Origin of the sequence: Cytobacillus firmus NBRC 15306, from assembly GCF_001591465.1 — a bacterium.
Taxonomy (GTDB): domain Bacteria; phylum Bacillota; class Bacilli; order Bacillales; family Cytobacillaceae; genus Cytobacillus; species Cytobacillus firmus.
In genome coordinates, this window is sequence record NZ_BCUY01000051.1 from 1 (window position 1) to 17,512 (window position 17,512).

At 40.0% G+C, this 17,512-nt stretch carries 17 protein-coding genes and 1 riboswitch; of the genes, 2 read left to right on the forward strand and 15 right to left on the reverse strand.

Annotated features, from left to right (window positions below; genetic code table 11):
- Positions 1–391 (reverse strand): hypothetical protein (locus BFI01S_RS14255; RefSeq protein ID WP_061793214.1); only part of this gene is annotated, 391 nt, incomplete at its 3' end.
- 155 nt (positions 392–546) lie between these two features.
- Here BFI01S_RS14255 and BFI01S_RS14260 point away from each other — a divergent pair.
- Positions 547–786 carry a GNAT family N-acetyltransferase gene (locus BFI01S_RS14260; protein ID WP_061793215.1) on the forward strand — a complete coding sequence of 80 codons (240 nt, stop codon included), beginning with the start codon at positions 547–549 and terminating at the stop codon, positions 784–786.
- A gap of 59 nt (positions 787–845) precedes the next feature.
- Here BFI01S_RS14260 and BFI01S_RS14265 read toward each other — a convergent pair whose 3' ends face one another.
- From BFI01S_RS14265 to ku, 12 genes are all read right to left on the reverse strand, one after another.
- Positions 846–1,046, reverse strand: coding sequence for a cold-shock protein (locus BFI01S_RS14265; RefSeq protein ID WP_009332506.1), 201 nt, complete (start codon positions 1,044–1,046; stop codon positions 846–848).
- A gap of 138 nt (positions 1,047–1,184) precedes the next feature.
- Positions 1,185–2,639 (reverse strand): degradosome RNA helicase CshA, encoded by a 1,455-nt coding sequence (cshA, locus tag BFI01S_RS14270; protein WP_061793216.1) that lies wholly within the window; start codon positions 2,637–2,639, stop codon positions 1,185–1,187.
- 297 nt (positions 2,640–2,936) lie between these two features.
- Positions 2,937–3,137 (reverse strand): cold-shock protein, encoded by a 201-nt coding sequence (locus tag BFI01S_RS14275; RefSeq protein WP_009332508.1) that lies wholly within the window; start codon positions 3,135–3,137, stop codon positions 2,937–2,939.
- 212 nt (positions 3,138–3,349) lie between these two features.
- Positions 3,350–4,231: a bifunctional 5,10-methylenetetrahydrofolate dehydrogenase/5,10-methenyltetrahydrofolate cyclohydrolase gene (locus tag BFI01S_RS14280; protein WP_061793217.1), complete on the reverse strand. Its 882-nt coding sequence runs from the start codon at positions 4,229–4,231 to the stop codon at positions 3,350–3,352.
- A gap of 84 nt (positions 4,232–4,315) precedes the next feature.
- Positions 4,316–4,398, reverse strand: a riboswitch (ZMP/ZTP riboswitch).
- Between the two features lie 570 nt (positions 4,399–4,968).
- A complete protein-coding gene (locus BFI01S_RS14285; protein ID WP_061793218.1) occupies positions 4,969–5,457 on the reverse strand; it encodes a hypothetical protein in 489 nt (162 codons plus the stop codon).
- A 195-nt stretch (positions 5,458–5,652) separates the two neighbouring features.
- Positions 5,653–6,303 (reverse strand): nucleoside hydrolase, encoded by a 651-nt coding sequence (locus BFI01S_RS14290; RefSeq protein WP_326216907.1) that lies wholly within the window; start codon positions 6,301–6,303, stop codon positions 5,653–5,655.
- A gap of 103 nt (positions 6,304–6,406) precedes the next feature.
- On the reverse strand, positions 6,407–8,071 hold the full coding sequence (locus BFI01S_RS14295) for a glycerol-3-phosphate dehydrogenase/oxidase (protein WP_061793219.1): 1,665 nt from the start codon (positions 8,069–8,071) through the stop codon (positions 6,407–6,409).
- 193 nt (positions 8,072–8,264) lie between these two features.
- Positions 8,265–9,755: a glycerol kinase GlpK gene (gene glpK, locus BFI01S_RS14300; protein ID WP_061793220.1), complete on the reverse strand. Its 1,491-nt coding sequence runs from the start codon at positions 9,753–9,755 to the stop codon at positions 8,265–8,267.
- Between the two features lie 35 nt (positions 9,756–9,790).
- Positions 9,791–10,615, reverse strand: a complete 825-nt coding sequence (locus BFI01S_RS14305; RefSeq protein WP_061793221.1) for an MIP/aquaporin family protein — start codon at positions 10,613–10,615, stop codon at positions 9,791–9,793.
- A gap of 171 nt (positions 10,616–10,786) precedes the next feature.
- Complete coding sequence (locus BFI01S_RS14310; protein ID WP_061793222.1) at positions 10,787–11,332, reverse strand: glycerol-3-phosphate responsive antiterminator; 546 nt, start codon at positions 11,330–11,332, stop codon at positions 10,787–10,789.
- A 65-nt stretch (positions 11,333–11,397) separates the two neighbouring features.
- A complete protein-coding gene (locus BFI01S_RS14315; protein ID WP_061793223.1) occupies positions 11,398–12,057 on the reverse strand; it encodes a phosphatase PAP2 family protein in 660 nt (219 codons plus the stop codon).
- A 128-nt stretch (positions 12,058–12,185) separates the two neighbouring features.
- Positions 12,186–13,040, reverse strand: a complete 855-nt coding sequence (ku, locus tag BFI01S_RS14320; protein WP_061793224.1) for a non-homologous end joining protein Ku — start codon at positions 13,038–13,040, stop codon at positions 12,186–12,188.
- A 143-nt stretch (positions 13,041–13,183) separates the two neighbouring features.
- Between ku and BFI01S_RS14325 the strand changes: the two genes are divergently transcribed.
- Positions 13,184–15,022, forward strand: a complete 1,839-nt coding sequence (locus BFI01S_RS14325; protein ID WP_061793225.1) for a DNA ligase D — start codon at positions 13,184–13,186, stop codon at positions 15,020–15,022.
- A 17-nt stretch (positions 15,023–15,039) separates the two neighbouring features.
- On the opposite strand, the gene dapF is transcribed toward BFI01S_RS14325, so the two are convergent.
- Both dapF and BFI01S_RS14335 read right to left on the reverse strand, forming a co-directional pair.
- Positions 15,040–16,023: a diaminopimelate epimerase gene (gene dapF / locus BFI01S_RS14330; RefSeq protein WP_061793226.1), complete on the reverse strand. Its 984-nt coding sequence runs from the start codon at positions 16,021–16,023 to the stop codon at positions 15,040–15,042.
- 109 nt (positions 16,024–16,132) lie between these two features.
- Positions 16,133–17,371, reverse strand: coding sequence for an EAL and HDOD domain-containing protein (locus tag BFI01S_RS14335; RefSeq protein ID WP_061793227.1), 1,239 nt, complete (start codon positions 17,369–17,371; stop codon positions 16,133–16,135).
- Positions 17,372–17,512: the final 141 nt, after the last annotated feature.

Here is a 17,512-nt window from a genome sequence, read left to right on the forward strand (position 1 = left end):
AAATTCCCTTTCCCTCTTCAATAATGTGATACATTAAATGAGCTAAATGCTGTATAGGTGTATAAGCTTCTTCCCTGTCCACATTATTACCTTCATTAAAATCCAGGTCATTCAGATAAAGAGCTGTGAATTGGTAGAAGTCTTTTAATTCAAAAGCAAAGCATGCACTGGGTTCTTCCGATTCCCCTTCATATTGCAGAACCATGTAAGACTCTTTACCTTCCTTGTCGACAGCATCAAAAAATATAAAATAGCCAACATTTGAGTTCAATTCAAATAAATGCCTTGTTCCGCCTTCTGTATATTGCTCAAAGTCATTTTCATTCAGCTTCTGAACAACCATCTGCTGTATATTGTCTTCCTTATGGAACTTCACTGTGAAATTTTTCATTCAATCTCCCCCTTAATCCATACAATCCTAACATATTGCAATATTTATTAACATAATTTCAATCAGCACTCGTTTGTTTTCAATTTTAGGACTATCCGTTTGATCCGTTTTTTTATATTATTGGTTTATCAATTTTTATAGAGGAGGCCGCCTGATTGCTGACAAAAAAACAATTGGACGATATTCGATCTCTGCAGCAAATAAGCGAAGAGACAGAGAATATCGAATTAAAATTAAATTGGGATACTTTGAAATCGAGACCAGCAGATGAGAAAAATTTACATTATGGTAAAAGCGGAATGGTCCATCCAGATCACAGACGCAAGGGCATCTTCACCAGCTTGTTCAATGAAGCAGTAAAGCAGTTAACTAAGGTCCTTTCTCCTTACTGTTGAACCTTATTTACCCCAAAAAATAAAAGAGAGCCCCCATCAAGGGACTCTCTTTTCAATCATTATAACTTTGTTACATTTACAGCTTGCGGTCCACGCTGGCCCTGCTCTATGTCAAAGTTAACTTCCTGGCCTTCATCAAGGGTTTTGAAACCTTCTGTCTGGATTGCAGAGTAATGAACAAATACATCTTCTCCGCCTTCAACTTCGATAAAACCAAAACCTTTTTCTGAGTTAAACCATTTTACTTTACCTGTTGCCATGTAAATTTCCTCCTAATATCAATAACTCACAGAGTGATTATTACCCTGCATTTACTAATATGGGTAAAATCTTCAGTTTTTATAATAAAATATTCAAAAAGCAGTGAAAAAAATCTTTTTTTCCGCTATTTAGCCGCATTAACCCTTATTGCTATTGCTGCGTGGCTTACTGCTGCGTCTGTCGCGGCCCCCTTTAAAATCTCTTCTATCGCGTCCGCCGCCTCTGGATCTGTCGCTGAATCTTCTTCCTCCGCGATCACCTTTAGGTTTTCTGACACGGACAGGTTCAACCGCAGTTAATTTAACCGGGGTGACATCAGGACCTTTAGTCAGCAATTTAAAGGCTGCAGCAAGCAAAGTAACAGAATCTGTATCTTCAAGAAGATTTTCCGCCACTCTCTTGAAGTCTGCATGTTCTTCTTTTTCAATAACTTCCATAAGTTTATTAATTGTCGCCTGCTGATTGCCTGCAACAACATCCTTAAAGGAAGGAACTGGCTTTTTCGCCATTTTGCTTTTTGTAACATTTTCAATTATTTTCAGGTGGTCAATTTCTCGTGGAGAAACGAATGTAATCGCAAGCCCCTTGTTTCCAGCACGGCCTGTACGTCCAATCCGGTGAACATAGCTTTCAGGATCCTGTGGGATATCGAAGTTATAAACATGGGAGACGCCTGAAATATCAAGGCCACGGGCAGCAACGTCAGTGGCAACCATGATATCAATTGTCTGTTCTTTAAATCGGCGGATTACCTGATCTCTTTTCGCCTGTGGAATATCGCCATGAATTCCTTCAGCCGAATATCCTCTTTTAATGAGTCCTTCCACCACTTCATCTACACGCTTTTTCGTTCTGCCAAATACAATCGCCAGCTCAGGTGATTGAATATCCAGAAGATTGCAAAGCACATCAAATTTTTGTTTTTCATGCACTTCCATGTAATACTGTTCAATATTTTTAACAGTCATTTCTTTTGCTTTCACTTTTACCATTTCAGGCTCCTGCATGAATTTTTCAGCAAGTGACTGAATTCTTCTTGGCATTGTTGCCGAGAAAAGAAGGGTTTGGCGCTCACCTTTAATTTCACTCAGGATTCTTTCGATATCCTCGATGAATCCCATATTGAGCATTTCATCCGCTTCATCCAATACAACCATCTTGATATTGCTTAAGCGGATTGTTTTTCTTTCAATATGATCAATTAATCTGCCTGGTGTAGCAGCAATGATATGCGGGTGTTTTTTAAGCGCACGGATTTGGCGGTTAATATCCTGACCGCCGTAAACAGGAAGCGTCCGGACTCCTTTTACCTGTCCTATCCGGTTTAATTCTTCTGCCACCTGTACAGCAAGCTCCCGTGTTGGCGCAAGGACAAGACCTTGAATACCTTCATTTAAATCAATCTGCTCTAAAAGCGGTACACCGAAAGCAGTGGTTTTTCCTGTTCCAGTCTGCGCCTGGCCAATCATGTCCTTGCCCTGCATTCCGATTGGAATCGCCTGTGCCTGAATTGGTGTTGGTTCCTCGAAGCCCATATTGGAAAGAGCTTTTACTATTTCATTACTTAAGCCAAAATCTGAAAAAGTTGTCAAAATATGTGTTCCTCCTTGAATTATATATATTATTAGGTACTGAAAGACTGTTTTTGTATAAAGACATTGACACTTTACTAGGCTTTCCAGTTTGCATCTCTTTTTTACATTTCCGTTTGCACTAATTTTAAACTTTTTGTAAGTGAAGAATTTTAATTGGGTGAAATGAAAAATACATATCCTAAAAGCAGGTGCTGCAGAAGATCTGTTTTGAGGAATGCTGAAGGCTACAAAGTGGATAAGCAAACATAAAAAGGTGATGCATGATTAGACATGCATCACCTCATTTAAGCAAAATTATGCTTTTGTTACGTTAGCAGCTTGAGGTCCACGGTTACCTTCAACGATTTCGAAAGTTACGTCTTGACCTTCTTCTAAAGTTTTGAAACCTTCAGTTTGGATAGCGGAGAAGTGTACGAATACATCTTGACCTTCTGAAGATTCGATGAATCCGAAACCTTTTTCTGCATTAAACCATTTAACTTTACCTGTGTTCATTTGTGTTGCCTCCCAATAAGTTGTTTTTCACTATAATGTACCATATAAACTTAACATAAAAAAGACGCAGCTGCCAGAAATGAGGATGAACGATCGCCTACATTTCTTTGCAGCTACGTCTACTTATCCAAAAAGTATATTACGAACTTTACAGCGTTAACCTAATAATAACCGACACCCATCTATAAGTCAATCCTTTTGGAGATCAATTTTTAATTAGGGATAAATTGACTATTTATGATTTTCTTATTAGTTAGCGTCTTTTCCGCAGCCTGAACAGTATGTTTCAAAAGCATGGAAATCGTAACAGGTCCTACTCCACCAGGTACAGGGGTGATAGCAAACGCTTTTTCGAAACAGCTGTCATACTCTGCATCTCCAATATTTCCTTCATTATATCCGGCATCAAGAACAATAGCCCCTTCTTTAATCCATTCACCCTTAACAAAGTTAGGTTTTCCCACAGCTGCAACTACAATATCAGCCTGCTTTACAATCCTGGGCAGGTCTTTTGTATATGAATGGCAGGTTGTGACCGTTGCATTTCGATTGAGTAAAAGGGCAGAAACCGGCTTGCCAAGGATTGGGCTTCTGCCGATGACAACAGCATGCATACCTTCAGCATTCAATTTATAATAATCCATAATCTCCAAAATAGCTGCAGGTGTGCAGGACGGATATTCACCAAAGCCGAAAGCAGTCTGTCCATATCCGAGGCTTGTAACACCGTCTACGTCTTTTTCAATTGCAATAGCTTCAAAAGCTTTGCGTTCATCTATATGTCCAGGTACGGGATGCTGGAGAAGGATTCCATGTACAGAAAGATCATCATTCAGTTCTCCAATTTTCTTCAGCAGTTCTTCTGTTGTTGTATCCTTTGGCATATGGATACGTTTTGATAAGATCCCCAGTTTTTCACATGCATTCCCCTTCATCCTTACATACGTTTCAGACGAAGGATCATCTCCCACTAAAATAGTGGCTAAACAAGGGTCAACACCTTTTACCTTTAATTCTTCAATTCGATTCTTTAATTGGTCTTTCACATGTTTTGCCACAACAATTCCATCAAGAATAATCTTTTTTTCCGCCATGCATATTCCTCCTATAGGAAAAGCACCTATTCGGCTTGCGGGCTTTTCCATTTTGTTATGAAAAAAAGAGACAAGGGTATCCCTTATCTCTGCCCAGACGACCGGCTATACATAGACGCAGCTCCCCAGCGGTTGATTCCGCATTGTCGTCAGTCACTGCGATTTTGAAAAGCTATTCTAATGATTAGATAATAGCACAAAAACACAAATAATTAAACCGAAATTTATTAAAACGTTCGTGTTTTTGTAAAATAAATAAAAAAGGACAGCAAACACTGTCCTTATAAGTGATATATTTGAGTTAATTAATTATTACCTAAAACAATGAAAGCCCTGCCTCTCTTCCATCCTTGCGGCTCCTAGACCGCGCCAGTGGGAATCAGGTCGGTCGGAATCCTTTCCGACTTAGATGCTCTCTGAGATTTTAATATTAAATGGTAAGAAACTTACTGAAGTAAAAATACGGAGAAGTGTCTGGTTTACAGAAGATGATTAAGAAGAACATTCAGCGTTAAGCTGTCCACACAAATTATTCTTAATTACAAACACATACTTACTCTTTCAAAATCCTAAAGAGCATAAAACATAATAAAAAGCCGCAGTTTCACTAAAAATAAAGTTCGAATGCCGAACATTCCAAGTGAATTAACGACTTCAACAATATACCTCAAATACTTCAATCACTATAATATCCTATATGCGGTTATCTGTCAAGAAAAAATCTTGTCACCCGCAAATCAGCTTTCTCCTTTGTACTCGGTTACATCAAAATAATCGGTTGTATCATTATAGTCATTAAAACCTATATCCAGATCATGAAAGTACCGGTGCAGTTTGATTAATACGTCCTTTTCCTTGGTGCCCGACTGCACAGTTTCTGCCAGACTTGTTATTGTCCCAAGGTCCTTCTGCAGATCCTCATTCTCTGCTGATATTTTTTTTAGGGAGTTTATGATTAATTCAGCTTGTTTTCTTTGTTTTGGCCAGCTGACTTTACGGTCCCTTCCCCACCCCAATGTTTCATTATAAAAAATATGATTGGAGGCAATAAAGTCCCCTAGATCATCGTACATTAATCCCTGTGCGGCTGCCTCCGCATCTGATGAGGTCTTTTGCATCGTGGATTCATCCTTATTTAGAAAAACTAGCACACTGTATGCCATGCCAATGGCTATGACCATTCCGAGAATTGAAAGAGTCATGTTTAATTTTTTATTTTTCAGCAATTCGAAAGCCTCCATTTGATTTAGATTAATGCTAACTGAAACTAAATGGATTTATTGCCATTTTAGTTATTTTAAAAAAGTTTTTCCTACTTCAAATGTTTTCCATGTAAATACATTCTATGTGAACATCCCATTCCCCTTTAACACAAATAAAAAAGCTTTCAACACAATGTGTCAAAAGCTATGTATCAAAAGCTACTTCTGATTTTCCTGAGAGAGAAAAACCTCCATAAAATCAATGACAAAACGTTCCACGTCAAGCTCCATCGCGATATTATCATCAAGTGTTTCCGGCACTTCCTGTTCAGGCTTAGGCCTAAAATCAGCTATGCTTTTCCCCTTGGCCTTTCCGAACTGTTCAATTCTCACTCTTCGTTTAACATATTTGACGAGATCAGGATTTGTGAGAACACTTAAAACAAGAACATCATGGAGCGGCGCACCCTGAATTCCCGGAACAAGCTTTTGGTAAGCTTCATAATAATAATCATAAGCTGGTTTGATTAGATCTTTAAAAGGTGACTGGGTATTATTTGCAATAAAATTAATCGTCTCAGGCCGGATAATCGCTTTATTTGTTACATTCAGAGGAAATAAATAAATGTTTTTTTCTTTTTCCAGCACTGAATCCGCTGCAATGGGGTCAGCGTAAAAATTGGCTTCTGCCTCTGGCGTTACATTTCCCGGAACCAGAAACGCACCTCCCATTAAATAAAATGCATTTACATCTTTATATGCATCTTTTCCATACAGAATGAGCGGCAGCGCCAAATCAGTCTGCCTCCCAACACCAACGATTACAAGGTCATTTTTGTATTGATTTACAATTTCAATAATTTTGTTTATATCATATACCTACCTCCGCTGCCTATTTATAATATAGTATGCCTGTGGAATGTCCCTTTTGTTTAAATTCTCTTTTAAAAGAAAACTCTCCGTCCGGAGAGTTCTAGTCCTGATCAGCAGGCGTTATTGCAAAGCTTAGTTCCTGGTTCAGCTGGTTCTCGAAATTTCTTTCTGCAGCCTTATCCCATTTAAATGCATCAGCCATATATGAAATTACTTGCCCTTGATAATTTCTTACCGTTTCAATATCAAAAAGAAGCGCTCCTGTTCTGCGGTTAAAAAAGTCAACAGGGGTGGCAGCCATTTCATGTTCAATTGCATATTTCAGCTTTGCCCACAATACAATCGGCAGACCGTATTTCTCAGCTTCAATCCTGTCCGCTTCAATCATATTAAAAATGATGCCAACGTTAGAACCATACATTTTAACAAGGTGTTTGGACTGTTCAGCTGATAAACCAATACTTGTTCCTTTTTCAGTCTGGAACCCAATAAATTCCCTGAACTTGGAAGATCCCCCAACATCCCCTCCAGAAATGGGCAATGTTTTTGTAATACTGCTGCTAAATGTCCTATTCGATTCCTGTTTGAATTTTTCAGCAAGCAAATCAACAATGGTTTCGGCCATTTTCCGGTACCCGGTCAGTTTCCCGCCGGCAATTGTCAGCAAACCAGTATCCGACTCCCAGATTTCATCTTTGCGTGATATTTCGGAAGGGTCTTTTCCTTCTTCCCAAATAAGCGGACGAACACCAGCCCAACTTGATTCAATATCATTCTCCGCTATTTTCACAGAAGGAAACATAAAGTTAATAGCGTTAATGATGTATGTCCTGTCACTTGCAGTCATTTTTGGATTTACAGGATCTGAGTCATAGAAAGTATCTGTTGTTCCCACATATGTTTTTCCGCTTCTAGGGATGGCAAATACCATCCTTTTATCAGGGGTATCAAAGTACACAGCCTGTTTTAACGGGAACTTGGATTGGTCAATTACCAAATGAACACCTTTAGTCAGACGCAGGGTTTTTCCTTTCTTGGACCCGTCTTTATCACGAATAGAATCAACCCACGGACCAGCAGCGTTGATGACTTTTTTCGCTCTAATTTCATGAACCCTGCCTGTCAGCTGATCTGCAGCAGCTGCTCCGCATACTATACCTTGTTCACTATATAAAAGGTTCTCGACCTTCAAATAGTTAACTGGAAGAGCACCTTTTTCTGCAGCAGCTTTCATTACCTCTATCGTAAGACGGGCATCATCTGTCCGGTATTCCACATAATAGCCGCCGCCTTTTAGTCCATCTTTTTTTATAAGCGGCTCTTTTGATAATGTTTCCCGGACATTGAGCATACTTCTGCGTTCAGACTTTCTGACGCCTGCAAGAAAATCGTAAACTCTAAGGCCGATAGAGGTTGAGAATTTTCCAAAAGTGCCTCCTTTATGCATAGGCAGCAGCATCCACTCCGGTGTAGTCACATGTGGCCCATTTTCATATACGATCGCCCGCTCTTTTCCGACTTCAGCTACCATTTTAACTTCGAATTGCTTAAGATATCTTAATCCTCCGTGAACCAGTTTGGTTGAACGGCTGGAGGTTCCCGCTGCAAAATCCTGCATTTCAACGAGCGCTGTTTTCATTCCCCGCGTTGCCGCGTCCAGAGCAATCCCCGCTCCCGTTATGCCTCCGCCAATAATCAGAACATCAAATTCTTCCGCTGTAAGGGTATTTATCATTTCAGTACGATTCAAATTCGAAAATGTCATTGCTGTCTCCTCCTTATTGAAAAGGCTAGTAGTTGTAACTACCCTTTTAAGCAGGGAATAAAAAAGAGACCACAAAATACATTATCGATAAGACGATAATGATTTTGTGGTCTCTCCGCATCTCCTGCCGAACTATTAACTTAAGCTTATTATAACATAAAAGATATGATTTGTGTATAAAACTTGCTTCTGATTATTTAAATGCAATTGCTGCCTTTACAGCTTTTTTCCAGCCTTGATAAAGATCAGCACGGACTTTTTCTTCCATTGATGGATGATATGATTGGTCAATTGCCCACTGCTCAGCAATTTCCTCCTGTGATTTCCAGAACCCGACGGCCAATCCAGCAAGGTAAGCTGCCCCAAGCGCAGTAGTTTCATTAATTACCGGTCTTTCAACCGGCACCTCTAAAATATCTGACTGGAACTCCATCAGGAAGTTATTTTTCACGGCACCTCCGTCAACCCTAAGCGTCTTAAGTTCAATGCCTGAGTCCGCTTCCATCGCAGAGAGGACATCTTTTGTCTGATAAGCCAGTGACTCAAGTGTCGCCCTGATAAAATGCTCTTTGGTCGTTCCCCGTGTGACTCCGAATACTGCTCCCCTGACATCACTATCCCAATATGGCGTTCCAAGGCCCACAAAAGCCGGAACTACATATACTCCATCGGTCGAGTCCACTTTTTTGGCATAGCTTTCACTGTCCTTTGCATCTTTGAGCATTCTCATTCCATCACGGAGCCATTGAATAGCAGAGCCCGCAACAAAAATGCTGCCCTCCAATGCATATTCAATTTTCCCCTCAAGTCCCCAGGCAATGGTTGTTAGAAGTCCATGTTCAGACTGGACGGCTTTTTCACCTGTATTCATAAGCATGAAACAGCCGGTGCCGTAAGTATTTTTAGCCATTCCTTTCTCGAAGCATGCTTGTCCAAACAGCGCAGCCTGCTGATCCCCCGCCGCCCCGGCGATCGGTACTTCTTTTCCGAAAAAGTGATAGTCGATGGTCTTGGCATATACTTCAGAAGATGGCTTCACTTCAGGAAGCATCTTTTTCGGAACTCCAAGAATATTCAGCAGCTCTTCATCCCATTTAAGTTCATGAATATTAAACATTAATGTGCGGGAGGCATTGGAGTAATCGGTCACATGCGCTTTTCCTCCAGATAACTTCCAGATTAGCCATGTATCAATGGTTCCAAATAATAATTTTCCCTGTTCCGCTTTTTCCCTTGCTCCATCCACATGATCCAATATCCACTTAACCTTTGTTCCTGAGAAATAGGCATCTATTAACAGGCCAGTTTTCTCTCTGAACAGATCGTTATAGCCTTTTTCTTTCAATTCATCACAAATTTCGCTGGTCTGCCTTGACTGCCATACAATCGCATTATAAATAGGGGCTCCCGTTTCTTTATCCCAGACAACGGTTGTTTCCCTCTGATTTGTAATGCCAATGCCGGCAATTTGCTCAGGTTTTATGCCGGATTCTGAAAAAACACCTGCAATCACCGATAAAATTGAACCCCATATTTCATTAGCATTATGTTCAACCCAGCCAGGCTTTGGAAAATGCTGTGTGAACTCTTTTTGTGCCGTGTGCACAATTTCTCCTTTTTTATTAAAAAGAATGGCTCGTGAACTTGTGGTCCCCTGATCTAATGATAAAATATATTTTTCCATAATGGACTCCTCCCAATTTCGTTCAATACTCTTATTTATGCAGCCACTTTAGAAGAATCAACTTCTCCCGGCTGTTTTTTGCCAAAAATATATGAAAGAATTAATACTATTATATTAACACCCAGCACTGCCCATAACATACCTGAAGCTTTGCCATCGAACATAACTTGATAGAACGCTGATCCCATTAATCCCCCTAGGATTGGCCCGGCTACAGGGATCCATGCATATCCCCAGTTCGATTTCCCTTTGCCTGCAATGGGAAGAAGAAAATGAGCAATGCGCGGTCCCAGGTCTCGGGCAGGATTAATTGCATAGCCCGTTGTTCCGCCAAGCGACATGCCGATAACAACGATGAGAAGGCCAACAGCAATCGGGTTTAACCCTTCAGTAAATTGATTTGCTCCTATAAACATCAAACCTAATACAAGAATGAACGTCCCAATTATTTCACTCAATAAATTTGAAAATGTATGGGGAATGGCAGGACTTGTCGAGAAAACAGCAAGCTTTGCACCCTGGTCTTCTGTTTCTTTCCAATGCGGCAGATAGTGAAGGAATACAATCACCCCTCCCAAGAACCCGCCCAGGACCTGAGCCAGAATATACCCGGGTACGTCTTGCCACGGGAAATCACCGCTAAGCGCAAATCCAATGGTCACAGCAGGGTTCAAATGTGCACCGCTGATCGAACCTACAGCAAAAACCCCCATCGTTACAGCAAGTCCCCAGGCAATCGTAATAACAATCCATCCCCCATTAAAAGAGAAAGTCTTTTTTAAATTCGCCCCGGCAACAACGCCTCCTCCAAAAACAATCAAGATCATCGTTCCAATCATTTCTCCCATAAATGCAGACATCTGAAAATCCCCTTTCCATTCTGGCTGATCGGAAACAAAAAAGGAGATGCACGACAGATTAAGCCTAAAAAGGCTACACTGTGTGAATCTCCTAATCTCCGACACATAAATTAACTTGTTAAACCGAGTATACAAGTATATGAAAACGTTGTCAAACATTTCTAGACATTTTTATGAAAACCTTTCCCATAAGCTTATTTTTGATGTTGTAATAGCAGCTGCTCCTGCATCAAGCGCATTCTTCACTTCTTCTTCTGAGCGGATGAGTCCTCCGGCAAATATAGGGGTATTCAAACGTTCATTTACCTCTTTTATCATCCATGGCATGGCACCCGGCAACACTTCTATGTAGTCCGGCCTGGTTTTCTCGATTAATTTATAACTCTTTTCGAGTGCGTGCGAATCGATGAGGAAAATCCTCTGGACAGCAATCACTCCCTTTTGCTTCGCTTTCAGGATGACGCTGGATTTAGTAGAAATTAACCCGTACGGCTTGTATTCCTGGCAAATGTATTCAACGGCATAGTCGTCGCTTTTCAAGCCATGAATCAGGTCAACATGATAAATCATTTTTTTGTTATGTGCTTTTGCCATCTGGGAAACATTTTTCAGCTGTGAAATATGCATATCGAGAAATACACCAATTTCATAAGGGCTTTTCAGGAACTTTTCAAATTCTTTCATATTTGATGATGCCGGCAAAATTTTTTGATTCATTCTTTCCACTCCTGTTTCTGTTATTTCCCTATGTTATAAAGAATGTGCATATTTCTCAATACCCATTATACTTTTTTACGGTACTCATAATAGCGGAATCCAATTATCATGATAGTCAGCCAGGCACCTCCGGCTGCAAAACCGGCTATTACATCACTTGGAAAATGAACACCTAAATAAATGCGGCTTAATCCAATCATCATGATAAAGCAGCCAAGCATCATTGTCCATGCAGCCTTCCAGCGCTTTCTTTTTGCCAGATGGATGATCATATAGGCAAGTGAGCCATAAAAAATAAAAGATCCCATTGAATGTCCGCTCGGAAAACTGAATCCCTGCTCTTCAATCAGAGGTCTGATATCCGGACGTTCTCTTTTAAAAATCCATTTCAGCAGCAGGTTAAAAAGTGCTCCGAGACCCGATGAAAGAACCATGAACCATGCAAGTGATCTCTTTTTAAACAGGAACAAAAGTACTGCTGCTATTAGTACCGAAAAAGCCAGCCACTTTACCGACCCCAAAAAAGTAACTACACTCATATACTCTGTGAGCCGGGGAGAAATAAATGCCTGTACATACTGGATCACAGACTCATCGAAACGAATTAGCTCCTCTTCCTTCAGTTCATCCACTATTTCGATAAATAGCAGCAAAAACCCGCCTATGATAGAGACCGCCAGAGCTAAGTAAAATATGTTTATACGTGTTACATTTTTCCGGTTCATTTACTCATATCCTTTTTAGTTATAGAATTACCACAAAATATGATAAACGGAACATTTTTTTTGCGGTTTCAAGAGTGAGCCGCCCAGTAAAAAACCGAGTCTGCATCAGCAAATTCGGTTTCGGTTCATCAAGCTTGCTTTTTAGCCTTTGTTTTTGTTGAAGCACGTTTCTTTTTAGCTGCAGGTTTTCTCTTTGTTTCCGCATCAGCAGGTTTAGTTTTATCAATTGATGCCTGAAGGGCAGCCATAAGGTCGGTAACATTTGCCGCAGGCTCTTTTTCAACAGGCGTGACGATATCTTTGCCAGTCCGTTTTGCTTCTATAAGCTCCAAAAGGGCTGTCCGGTAGTCATCATTATATTTTTCAGGTTTAAATTCTGTGGTTAATTGATCAATCAGCATGATGGCAGTATCGATCTCCTTATCTGACACTTTGTCTTCTGCAGGCACATTTGGCACATCCGCAGCCTTGCGTACTTCATCAGGATAATGGATCGTCTCCATGACAAGAGTATTTTCATATACACGGACAACAGCCAGCTGTTCTTTGGAGCGGATAATGATTTTTGCCAAACCTGCTTTTTCAGACGTCTCGAGCGCTTTTCTTAAAAGGGAGTAAGCTTTCCCTCCCCCGTCCCCTGGAGACATATAATAGGTGCGATTGTAGTAAATTGGATCAATTTCCTGTATTTTTACAAAGTCCATTATTTCTACAGCTTTATCCTCATTTTCCTGTTTAAGCTTTTCTAAATCCTCATCCTCTAAAACAACAAACTTTCCTTTTGTGTATTCATAAGCTTTTACAATATCCTCGTTCTTAATTTCCTTTTCACAAACAGGACATGTTTTCTCATACTTAATTGGCGAATGACATTCCTTATGAAGATTTCTCAGCTTGATATCCTTATCTTCTGTAGCCGAATGCAGCTTAATTGGTATATTCACCAGCCCAAAACTGATGCTTCCTTTCCACATTGTATGCATAGTCAGACTCCCATTCATTTTGATGTAATAGTCATAATTTGTGTATTAATAAAAAAGGGGATACGCAAAAAGAATTGGAAACTGAGTAGTTTTAGCGGCAACTGCCAAAACTATAATGACGATTGTAAAGGAGGCCAAATTGTATGAGACCTATGCTTCCTACATTAACTTTCGATGTTCCGGAAGAGAAAGAATGGCTGTTTGAAGCAAAATATGATGGTTTTAGAGGGATCCTGCACTGGGACAAGGAACCCAGACTGACAAGCAGAAACGATAAACCTTTATTAAATCTTTTCCCGGAGATTAATACTTTTTTGGAACAGCACAAAGATAAATTTGAACAATACCTTCCGCTTATATTAGATGGAGAGGTAGTCTTGCTGGAAAATGCCTATAAAGCTCATTTTGGGTCGATTCAGGTCAGGGGGAGAATGAGATCTGAGAAAAAGATTCTTGAGAAAGCCAAAACAGCTCCCTGCCGTTTTCTTGTTTTTGACATCCTGATGATAAATGGCAGAAAAATTGCCGATAAAGAGTACTCTGCCAGAAAATCAGAGCTTGAAGCTTTGTTTAAAAGCTGTGATTTGCCCTTAAAACCTGACGAGAAGGACTCCAGGCTGATTCAATTAGTTCCCCCATACCCCAGTTTTAAGGAGCTATGGGAAAAAGTCGTTCTTCATGACGGTGAAGGAATTGTGGCCAAGCAGATGAAGAATAAATGGGAAGAAGGAAAGAGAACCTCTTTATGGCTGAAATTCAAAAACTGGAAATACGTTTCCTGTTTTATCACTGCTTATGAAAAATCTAATGGATACTTTTATGCCGGGGTATATCAGGGGGATACTGTCATAGGAATCGGACAGTTTCTTTTTGGCTTGAAGCCTGATGAAAAACAAGCCTTATTTCAAATAATTAAAGAAAATAAAGCAGATGAAAACAGCCAATTCATATATGTAGAACCTGCAATCTGTGTGGATGTTAAATACCTCGAGATCTATGAGGAGCAAATGCGGGAGCCGCACTTTCACCAGTTTCGTTTCGATTTGAAGCCTGATGCCTGTACATATGATCAATTTATACAGCAGCAGAAAAACCTGCCTCCAGAAATAGAAATCACCCATCCGGAAAAGCCATTATGGGAAACTCCAGCTATTCAAAAGATTGATTACATTCATTTTTTAAGAGAAGTTGCACCCTATATGCTGCCATTTTTAAAAAACAGGCTTTTAACCGTTATCCGGTATCCGCATGAGATTTTTGCAGAGCCCTTCTACCAGAAAAATTGCCCGGATTACGCACCGGATTTTGTCGAAACGGAAATGTCAGAAGGTATTGATTATATTGTCTGCAATAATCTAAAAACATTGTTGTGGCTTGGAAACCAGCTTGCTTTTGAATATCATATACCGTTCAAAACGATCGCAAGCTCCGGACCAAGTGAAATCGTTTTTGATTTGGACCCGCCGTCCCGGGAGGCTTTTCCTCTCGCCATTAAAGCCGCTGTTTATATTAAAGAGGTGCTGGATCAGCTTAAATTAATCAGCTTCGTTAAAACATCAGGCAATAAAGGGCTGCAAGTTTATATTCCTTTGCCGGAAAATGCTTATACCTTTGATGATACACGGCTTTTCACTGAGTTCATTGCCCAGTATCTCCTAAACAAAGACCCGGATTCTTTTACAATTGAAAGGTTGAAGAAACACCGGGGTGGGCGGCTTTATGTGGACTATATCCAGCATGCAGAAGGTAAGACGATTATAGCCCCTTATTCACCCAGAGGAAATAAATCGGCGACTGTTGCAGCTCCGCTGTTTTGGGAGGAAGTTAACGAAAAGCTCACTATGGAAAGGTTTCAAATAACCAATATGATTAAAAGAATAAACAGTGATGGCGATCCTTTTAACACTTATTTTCAAACAAAGGAAATTCAGCCGTTTTCACCAGTGCTGGAGTTTTTAAAGGAACATAATAAAAAAGGATAAGGCCTTGATGCCTTATCCTACAACCACTCTTTAAGTACTGCCTGAGCAAATTCCTGAAGTTTAGCATACTGCTTAATTTCTCCAGTATATTCCTCTTTCGGGGAAAGGGAAAACTCTGCAGGGTTATCCATGTCAGTCTCTGCTTCACAGCGGTAAACATAGCTCGCATTTCCAATTAAGTCAATGGATTGCCTGCCATTCTCTTCATGGACTACACAGCGCACCTTTCCGCCATTATTATATACCTCTACAGGCTCTTCGATTTTATTAAGCCCATTCATGCAAGTGACAAGTGTCGAAGCGGACATGGCAGTACCGCAGGCATTGGTAAATCCTACTCCCCGTTCAAATGTTCGTACATAAATCTGCCCTTTTTTTAGCGGCTTTACAAAGCTGACATTTACTCCATCAGGAAAGAATTCATTCGGCCCATTCAAATATTCGCTGATCTTTTTTTGCAGGTCTGATGCTATTTGCTCTTTCTCCACAATGGAAACAAAATGAGGATTAGGGACTGCTAAGGCTGTAAAAGCTAATTCATCTGAAATCCCGCTCACTTTTTCATTAATTACAGTATCTTTATCAAGAACTAAAGGAAGATCCTTCAAATCGAATGAAACAGGTGAGATTTCAACAAGATAAGTCGGAATGTCCTCAAATATATCTTCTTGCTTTTTCACCTGTAAATCAGCTTTCATGGTCTCAATGATAGCTTCTTTCAGCCCAAGAAGTTCACAAACATAACGGGCGACGCATCTTAACCCATTTCCGCACATTGAGGCTTCAGATCCATCCGGATTAAAAACACGCATCCGGGCATCTGCTTTATCACTTTTTAGTACGAAAAGAATTCCATCTGAGCCCAGCTCGGTGCTGCGGTCGCATATAGCTCTGGCTAGCTCCGCACGATTCTCTTCTGTAAAATGATACGTATTGGATATCTCATCTATAATAAAGAAATCATTTCCTGATCCATGACATTTCAATAGTTCAATATTCAATGTAATACCTCCAGATCAATAGTAATTCAACTTATAGATAAGAGTGCCATAAAAGCTTTTATTATTCAACATTTGTTTTCTATATAATATAGACTCGGAGAATATAGTTCTACAAACCTTGAGGCTTTAGCAGCTGACTGGACCAGGCTAATGCTTCTGAATAGATCTTAAAAATGGTTTTTTCATCAACATTCAGCTTCTCGCACATTTCACTGATTCTGCTCCATTGTGCTTTCTCGACTGCAACAGCAAGATCGAGTATCACTTTAAGATGATTATTTTCCCCGCGGAGGGCTTCACAAATATCATCCTGCAGGGGAAGCTCATCAAGAATTTGCTTCATCGGGATATTAAGCAATGAATCCATTAATGAAAACATTCCAGTCATAAAATAGCTTGACGAAACGCTTTTTCCGATTTGGAGTCTGCCTATTTCCTCACACATTTTCGCTCGTCTCATTGATAACCTGATGGTCTCTTCTGCCATTTGGGAATGATGAACGATATTTTCCCTTACGGCCAGTACATAGATCCACTTTTCAAGTTCTATCAGACCCAGGAGAACGATGGCCTGCCGGATTGAATTTATCTTTTGCTTTGGACGGTAAGCCGGTGAGTTTATTAGTCTCAGCAACTTATAAGACAGTGATATGTCACGTTCTATTAATTCGGCTATACGGTCAAGACTTGGCTCCTCTTTTGACAGGTTTTGGATCATCTCATAATAGGATTGAAAATATGCTGGTACATCATGTGTAGACATAATGACAGGCTTTTCAAAAAAGTAACCCTGAAAATAATCATACCCCTTGCTTTTGGCTTCCTCGTATTCCTCTCTGGTCTCAACCTTTTCAGCTACTGTTTTTATTCTGAGCTGGCTAACAAGCAATTCTATTTTTTCCCGCATCTCCTTTGGGGTGTTAAGAAAATCCACCTTAATGATGTCTGCATATTTCAGCAATTGCCTTGCAAAGGGGTTGGTTTCATTAAATACATAATCATCCAGCGCTATCTGAAAGCCAAGCTCCTTTAAGTCCTTGCATATCCTGACAAGTTCTGCGCTCGGCTTTACCGTTTCAAGGATTTCGACAACAATCTCCCTGGGCCTAAAATAAGCAGGCACCCTTAGCTTCAGTAATTTTTCCGTAAAATTTATAAAACATGGTTTCCCTTCAGATAGCTGATCGATTCCTATATTTAAAAAACTATTAATGATAACTTCAGCTGTAGCCTGATCTTCATCTATAGCAGGGAAAGCGTTCACCTGATTATTTCTATACAGAAGTTCATAAGCGAATACTTCTTCCTTTGAGTTGAAAATCGGCTGTCTAGCTACAAACACTTCCATTGACATACCTCCGAAAACACCTAATACTATAGTCCTATTTTATCTCAGGTTAGTTATTACGCGTGTCGAAACTTGTTGAATAAATAGAAATATTTAATTTTTTTTACAAATTCCTCCCTTTTTTTCAGATAAAGAAAAAGG

Bases quoted from the DNA above. Each gene is read 5' to 3' on its own strand.
- BFI01S_RS14265 (WP_009332506.1), bottom strand. From the start codon at position 1,046: ATGGCAACAGGTAAAGTAAAATGGTTTAACTCAGAAAAAGGTTTTGGT.
- BFI01S_RS14275 (WP_009332508.1), bottom strand. From the start codon at position 3,137: ATGAACACAGGTAAAGTTAAATGGTTTAATGCAGAAAAAGGTTTCGGA.
- BFI01S_RS14280 (WP_061793217.1), bottom strand. From the start codon at position 4,231: ATGGCGGAAAAAAAGATTATTCTTGATGGAATTGTTGTGGCAAAACAT.
- BFI01S_RS14295 (WP_061793219.1), bottom strand. From the start codon at position 8,071: ATGACATTTTCGAATTTGAATCGTACTGAAATGATAAATACCCTTACA.
- glpK (WP_061793220.1), bottom strand. From the start codon at position 9,755: ATGGAAAAATATATTTTATCATTAGATCAGGGGACCACAAGTTCACGA.
- BFI01S_RS14305 (WP_061793221.1), bottom strand. From the start codon at position 10,615: ATGTCTGCATTTATGGGAGAAATGATTGGAACGATGATCTTGATTGTT.
- BFI01S_RS14310 (WP_061793222.1), bottom strand. From the start codon at position 11,332: ATGAATCAAAAAATTTTGCCGGCATCATCAAATATGAAAGAATTTGAA.
- BFI01S_RS14315 (WP_061793223.1), bottom strand. From the start codon at position 12,057: ATGAACCGGAAAAATGTAACACGTATAAACATATTTTACTTAGCTCTG.
- ku (WP_061793224.1), bottom strand. From the start codon at position 13,040: ATGCATACAATGTGGAAAGGAAGCATCAGTTTTGGGCTGGTGAATATA.
- BFI01S_RS14325 (WP_061793225.1), top strand. From the start codon at position 13,184: ATGAGACCTATGCTTCCTACATTAACTTTCGATGTTCCGGAAGAGAAA.
- BFI01S_RS14335 (WP_061793227.1), bottom strand. From the start codon at position 17,371: ATGGAAGTGTTTGTAGCTAGACAGCCGATTTTCAACTCAAAGGAAGAA.